This is a genomic window from Paeniglutamicibacter sp. ORCA_105, assembly GCF_045798545.1.
GTDB lineage: Bacteria > Actinomycetota > Actinomycetes > Actinomycetales > Micrococcaceae > Paeniglutamicibacter > Paeniglutamicibacter sulfureus.
In genome coordinates, this window is the sequence record NZ_JBIXLM010000077.1 from 1 (window position 1) to 5,990 (window position 5,990).

Sequence of the window (5,990 nt, forward strand, 5' to 3'; positions counted from 1 at the left end):
GTACAGGTGCAGTCGGTGCCCTTACCCAGGTTCCGCCCGCACGGACACGGGTTGGCGGCCAGCAGGAGCTGGAACCGTGCCGGGTAGCTGGCGGTGCCGGATGCCCGGTGCAGGGTGAGCTTAGCTCTGGGGCTAGTCTCGTTCGACTGCTCCAGCTGCGTGAAGTAGAGAGCGCGCTCAAATAGCACGTCGTCATCTAGTTCCCTATATTCAGTTGTTGATTGTAGTTCTCCGTAAATAGATCGTGATTCTTCCATATGCCCACTAATATGCGCCTACCAACTGATTAGGTCAATAGGCGCATATTTTATAGTTTGATATTAGGCGTTAGGTTCAGGAGAGCTATCCACCGATTGCGGCGATGGCGCCATTCGCAACCTGCTCGAATGCATTGACCATTCCTGTAGCCGTCCCGAGAACGGCTAAATCACGGGCTTTAGCCATCAGCTCAACGAGAACGTTCTTTTTTGGATTAGGCGTTGCTGCCTCAACTTCTACCTCCTCAATAACTTCAAGGACCTGTGAGTGAAGGTCTGGGGAGAGCCCCAGGTGTTGGGCCAGTACCCTGCCACTTTCAACGAACTTTTGAGCTTCCTGAACCTGCTTGACGGTTGCAGTCGCTGTTTGGGTAACGTTGCTACCTCCAACGTTGACGTTGCTTCCGTGAGACCCGTTCACGTTCACGTTCGTAATGCTCGAATATGCTGACGAAGCTATGCCTGCCAAGGATCCTGGACCTTCAATGATGTCGCTGCCTGCCGTAGTGATCTTTGGGTATGTGTAATATCCAGCGGACATCAAATTGCCAGTCATGTATTTTTTCGCGATGAGCCAAGATGCAGCTTTCCCGATTTCCTGATCCGTGAACTCGACTCCGAGGTAACTGCCATGTTTACTCGACCTGAAGTCTTCGTAACGCAGCCCGGTGTCGCCGTTCATGTCGCAGTCGTACAGCCAGCGAAGATAGTTGTCCCTTGCGACCTTGACCCGTGCGGCTATATCTTCACGGGCGGTTTTGAAAGCTCGCACGGCTTCTGAACCTGCAGCCTTGACAACCACTCCAGAGATGCCGGTCCCATCCGCCTCGAACCAGACCCAACCTTGATTCTCGAACCACCGAAGATCGTCCAAGAACACATTGTAATTTCCGTGGTATTCGTCATGCGATAGCTCGAACGGCTTCATTGAAACTTCGAATCCAGCTCGATCAACATTCTCGTTAATCGCCGTGATCAAGTTCAGCCGGCGCGCACCGATCGGAGTGCTTGCAAGTTTAATGAGCTCTGACGTCATGCTTGAATCCCCACGTTCTGTATACACATACGCTTTTCGTACGATATGGCTCATCCTAGCTTGGCGTAGCGACGAAATGATTCTGGAGCGTTCTAGGGATTAGGGGCAATGCGTAGGCGTTCTGATCTACGCTGATTGTATGAGTGATGCACTGGGGAAGCTTGGGGAAGAATCAAGGAAGCGTACTTCCAGCCTTTGGGAAGTCTCGCCCGTCATCCGCGATCAGGTGAAGGTGTCCAGGACCGTTAGGGATATGGTTCAGAGCGCTGGAGCATTCGAGTCTTTGAAATCGACATACGAGTCTCCGCTACGTAATAGCGCCTGGCAGACTGCAATCAACAGGAACAACGTGAGCTGGATGAAAAACCTGGCAACTCCGGTTTCGCCGCTCAAGGGCATGCGGGACATTATGGGAGTCAGTGCGCTGCGGTCATTCAACGCTTCAGCGACCAAACCTGCCATTACCGCTCTATCGAAAATGATGGACACATCCGCGATCATTGAGTCGAGCTTCAGGAATATGGCCGGCCCCCGCAATGCTTTCGCTGAGATGGCAGCCGCCAATGTTGGCGCAACTAGCTTCGTGAAGACGTTGACCTATAAACCTGCGCTTGGCTTGACGATGTATCCAGGCTTCAAAGACATGATGTCTTCTGTTCGGTGGTCAACAATGTTGGCAGACCCACTAAGGGATTATCTGGAAAGCGATCCATTTCCCGAGCTCCAGCATCTTGCCAACGAGCTGGGCATCGACACGCTCGATGACGAACAAGAAGAATTCGCAGCCGAATTTCTTGAGGCACAACCAAACGTCGCCAACGCAATCAAGGAATCACCTGGTTACTGGGATGCCAGCCCAGCGTACCGGAAGCTTTTCGTCAGCATAATCGCAGTCGCAATGGGAGCCTGGGTGGCCTTCGGCGTACTGATGATTGAAAAGGATCACCCAATATTTGGGCCACTACTTAGCGATTTGGGCATTGACCCATTCATAGCCGGCACTCTTACTAGTGGTGGAATCTATACGCTTGGCGCAAAACTCGAGTCAGCAAGGACAAAGGGCCAGACGAAGGACGTTGAAGAGTTGCCAGACAATTAGCTCCTCTCTCCCCTGCTAAGGAGCCCTGCGGCTGGATGCACTTCTTAGTAACTCGCTTCAAACGAGGGCCCATGCTTGCACGGCTCGATTGGTTACGGTGCCCGGCATTAGTATCGCCACTCGTCACGTTGTCTACACGTTCACTATCCAGGATTCAGCAGGTCGCCGTTGTCAGGATGGACAGAGCGGCAATTCTAAGAATCCTTGATAGCACCAAACAGTTTTTAGCTTGATAGCAGCTGAGGGGCTACACGTTGTCAGGTTGGCTCGTTGGGGAAATGCAAACGAAAAACCATTGAGCGCCATCGTACGTTCGGCGTCTTACACGAGGATTGGCATTGCGTCCATAACCCCTGAGCTACTATCAAGCCTTTATAGGCTGCGAACTATTGTACTGAAAAGTATTTCCATAAGTAAACAGAGCTGCTATAATAGACGCAGTTATTTGAGGCATTTAGAGACATCGTTTGCGCGGTGTCTCTTACTTTTTTGCCCTTATACCCACTAAGCCCGTTATTTGCGGCGTTAACTTGTGGACCATTATGAAGCAGTGGAAACTTAAGTCAATAAATGGGTGTGGATAAATGTCGCAAAACTGTGGAAACTATGCGGACAATTTTATCACTGGTGGGTTCACTAACAGAGGTACGTGCCTATAGTTTGGTGCATTATAATTTTGCACACTCAAAATTTTCGCCTGGAGCTTTATAGGGGCTCTACGGACGATCTTTCCGTTCAAATGTAACGTTCGCAGCCGGGCGAACTTCTTTAATCATTCGGGACATATCGTCCTGCACATTTTCTGGGAGTTCACGCTCGGTGCTGAAGGTAACATCCTTGCCGCTATACACAGCCCCACAATCTCCCCAGTCGCCGATACTAAGCAGATACTTCAAAGCCGTGTCAATCACTGCATCGAAGATTGAGTCGTTTACGGATTCTCTCCTTGTCATCCACTTCTTACCAAGAGAAATAGACTTATCAATCGTTTCGTTGCGAGCAGTCTCTTCTTTCTGGATCAGAAGCTCGTCGCCAAGGGATGCTTCCACTGCTTTCACAAGTCCAAGAAGTTCGTCCAGCTTTTCATCAGTAGTTTTTGGCGGTAGGCGCGGTCCCCCACTGCTGTCGTTCTTTGCGGCCGCAACTGCCTTTTCAAGATCTGGCCAGGCATAACTAATTCGCTTCTTGAGAGTCGCTTCGTTTAGCTTCGGCTCAAGATCGTTGAGGGAGGTCATCAGATCTGACATACCTTCCAACGTAGCCATCTTGCACTGGAAGATATTCATGGGGCTGTTGACTTCTTTCGTGTCATCGAAGTCCACAAGGAATACACCTAAGCGAAGCCTTTTCCCATCAACTTCTCGGGACAGAGCCCCGGCTTCGTAGTTGATCCACTGTTCCGCCTGATTTGCTCGAGTGAGGCATATGATACCGAAGTCTGTATCGCTCAGCTCGTCATCAATTTCATTCAAGGCACGGGCACCGGCTTTGATTTCCTGGCTGATAAAAGTATCAACCACAGGGTCGAATATTTCCGTCACCGCCGCTGCCATTGCCTTGCCAACGTCGCGACTGTTCTTCGACCAGCTGACAAAAACCTTCAAGATGCTCCCCCTGCTTGCGATGAATACTTGGATCAGCTTATCAACAGCGAATCGCGAGAAGGCGGCGGCGCGAAAGCCGCATCAAGACGCATTCGCGCTGACAGTCTATTTCTGCTCTTTACCGAAAGGCAAAGATTGCCGTAGTAGAAGGTATATAAATGCAGGTTTCAATCTACAGAAATACGTGAAGAAGTCGACAGCGGCTAGCGGTGTTCCTGTTAAGGTTGATCTGGATCTATCCCAGGAGTTGGCGACTCTTCTTGCAGGCCGCGGTTAGACGTGAATTCTAGCGTGCGCTTTAACTCCTCACGCTGAGCTTCGTCGATCTTACGGTAGCGACGATTCTCTTTACGACGTTTCGCGTCCTTTTTGTCCCCGGATCTCGAAACGACTTTGAGTCCTCCACCGAATTCAGCCCACTTTTTTTGCGATGCATTCATCTCACGAACAGCTTTGGCGAGGTCATGAATACCGTAAGTAACCATATACTGCATGGATTTGTAGATTCCCCAATCAAGAATTGCTTCCGTGTGAAGTCGCTGGTCGCCAAGGCCTCGGTAGGATACCTTCGCCACATGGTGATCCGGTAGTTCCGAACTCGATCGTTGAATGAATCCATCCCACAAAGTTCGCCATTCTTGGCCCGGGGCCAGAAACGGAATCACGACTGGCATTTCTACTTCTTCGTCACCGCCAACGGCTCGACGTGGCCAAGGATCGATGTCTATTTTCACGTCGTAGGCCGCCGTTTGCCCATAGTTCTTTATGACAATATCCAGAATCGTATGTGCTGCCGCTTGGTCGGTCTGGATCACCACATAGGGCTGCGACCTCTCGCGTTCCAGTTCTCGCGACTGCTTCCGTGCGAGTGCAGATTCCTTCAGTTGGAAATATGCGTAGACGAGAGCAATAAGCGCGATCACGAACGTGAGTGCAGCCGCACCTGCCGAGATCCAATCCGTAACCGATGGTGGCCCCTCAACAAAAGTCATCCTTCTCCCCCCAATTTCTCTAACGCGATCGTGCCCGTCAGCAGCCTGCTTGACTGCCTCGATCAATCCCTCATAAACGGCTCGATCATTAGGGCTCATCTTCTCATCACCATGGGACACATAGAACTCAGCAGCCTCCATCGCCAGTGCGTTCCAGGCCTTCCATACAAGGCTCTCGTTCATCTGGCAACCTAGAAATCCCGCGGCTTTTTTGGCCATGATTCCCCTGTTTTCGGGGCGCTGACGCTTGAGGGGTGTTTCGCGTACTCTTGCTCGTCCAGGGAAAGGACGCTCCGATGGGCACGGGAGGCGGCACCGGGCCGCGGGATGCCGCTGCCGCCGCGAATCAGCGCCACCATGGACGCACTGTGGTGCGGGGATTCGAAGGGCGGCCGGCGCAACAGCGAGGTGATGGGACGCCCTCCGGCCGCCAGCGAGTGAACGGCAGCGGTTTCCAGCGCCTGGGCGTCGTCAAGGTCAAGGAGCAGCCTCGGCAGGAGCTGCGCGAGCATCGTCTTCACTGCCCGGGGAGGAGTATCTATCGGTCTGGTGATGTGCTCGTAAACGAACGAAAAGCGAGCTTCAGATCCCTGCAAGTACGCCAATGTCGCGCCGAATCTGGCCGACCCGTAATGGATCCTCGCACCGCCTTGCCCGGCCTGGCCGAGCTCGGCCGCCAGGTCAGGGCGAGCGAGCGCATACTCTCCCACCTGTTCCGCGACGAAGTCGGCATGGGCAACACCGTGTGGCGCTACCAACTCCGACTGCGCCTGGCGACCCTGATGCTCGCTGAGGGCAGGACGGATACTCCGACTGCCAGAGCCTGCGACTATTCCTCCGCCAGTGCATGGTGAGTCTGCGTAGGCAACTCCCGCCCAGGATTCGCGGATCATCCTGCAGGTCGAACTTCCCCTGGCGCTGCCGCTGATCCTGGGCGGGATGCGCGGGGCGATCCTGCAGGTCGTGGCCACGGCCACGATCGCCGCCTACGTGAATTTGGGT

6 protein-coding genes and 2 pseudogenes are annotated in these 5,990 nt (G+C 52.9%); 3 read left to right on the top strand and 5 right to left on the bottom strand.

Annotated elements, in window-relative coordinates:
* Positions 1-119 (bottom strand): annotated as a pseudogene (locus tag ACIPUB_RS19945) (ATP-binding protein); the annotation flags it as partial.
* Positions 120-342: 223 nt separating this feature from the next.
* Complete coding sequence (locus ACIPUB_RS19950; protein ID WP_407608979.1) at positions 343-1,293, bottom strand: hypothetical protein; 951 nt, start codon at positions 1,291-1,293, stop codon at positions 343-345.
* A 139-nt stretch (positions 1,294-1,432) separates the two neighbouring features.
* On the opposite strand from ACIPUB_RS19950, the gene ACIPUB_RS19955 reads away from it, so the two are divergent.
* Positions 1,433-2,392 carry a hypothetical protein gene (locus ACIPUB_RS19955; protein WP_407608980.1) on the top strand — a complete coding sequence of 320 codons (960 nt, stop codon included), beginning with the start codon at positions 1,433-1,435 and terminating at the stop codon, positions 2,390-2,392.
* 716 nt (positions 2,393-3,108) lie between these two features.
* On the opposite strand, the gene ACIPUB_RS19960 is transcribed toward ACIPUB_RS19955, so the two are convergent.
* The 3 genes from ACIPUB_RS19960 to ACIPUB_RS19970 form a co-directional block, all read right to left on the bottom strand.
* Complete coding sequence (locus tag ACIPUB_RS19960) at positions 3,109-3,996, bottom strand: hypothetical protein (protein WP_407608981.1); 888 nt, start codon at positions 3,994-3,996, stop codon at positions 3,109-3,111.
* Between the two features lie 218 nt (positions 3,997-4,214).
* Positions 4,215-5,207: a hypothetical protein gene (locus ACIPUB_RS19965; protein WP_407608982.1), complete on the bottom strand. Its 993-nt coding sequence runs from the start codon at positions 5,205-5,207 to the stop codon at positions 4,215-4,217.
* Positions 5,180-5,509: an ATP-binding protein gene (locus ACIPUB_RS19970; protein ID WP_407608983.1), complete on the bottom strand. Its 330-nt coding sequence runs from the start codon at positions 5,507-5,509 to the stop codon at positions 5,180-5,182. Before ACIPUB_RS19970 ends, ACIPUB_RS19965 begins: the two co-directional genes overlap by 28 nt.
* Positions 5,510-5,620: 111 nt before the next feature.
* Here ACIPUB_RS19970 and ACIPUB_RS19975 point away from each other — a divergent pair, with 111 nt between their 5' ends.
* Together ACIPUB_RS19975 and ACIPUB_RS19980 are read left to right on the top strand one after the other, a co-directional pair.
* Positions 5,621-5,842 carry a hypothetical protein gene (locus tag ACIPUB_RS19975; protein WP_407608984.1) on the top strand — a complete coding sequence of 74 codons (222 nt, stop codon included), beginning with the start codon at positions 5,621-5,623 and terminating at the stop codon, positions 5,840-5,842.
* Positions 5,843-5,876: 34 nt separating this feature from the next.
* A pseudogene (locus ACIPUB_RS19980) lies at positions 5,877-5,990 on the top strand (ABC transporter permease); the annotation flags it as partial.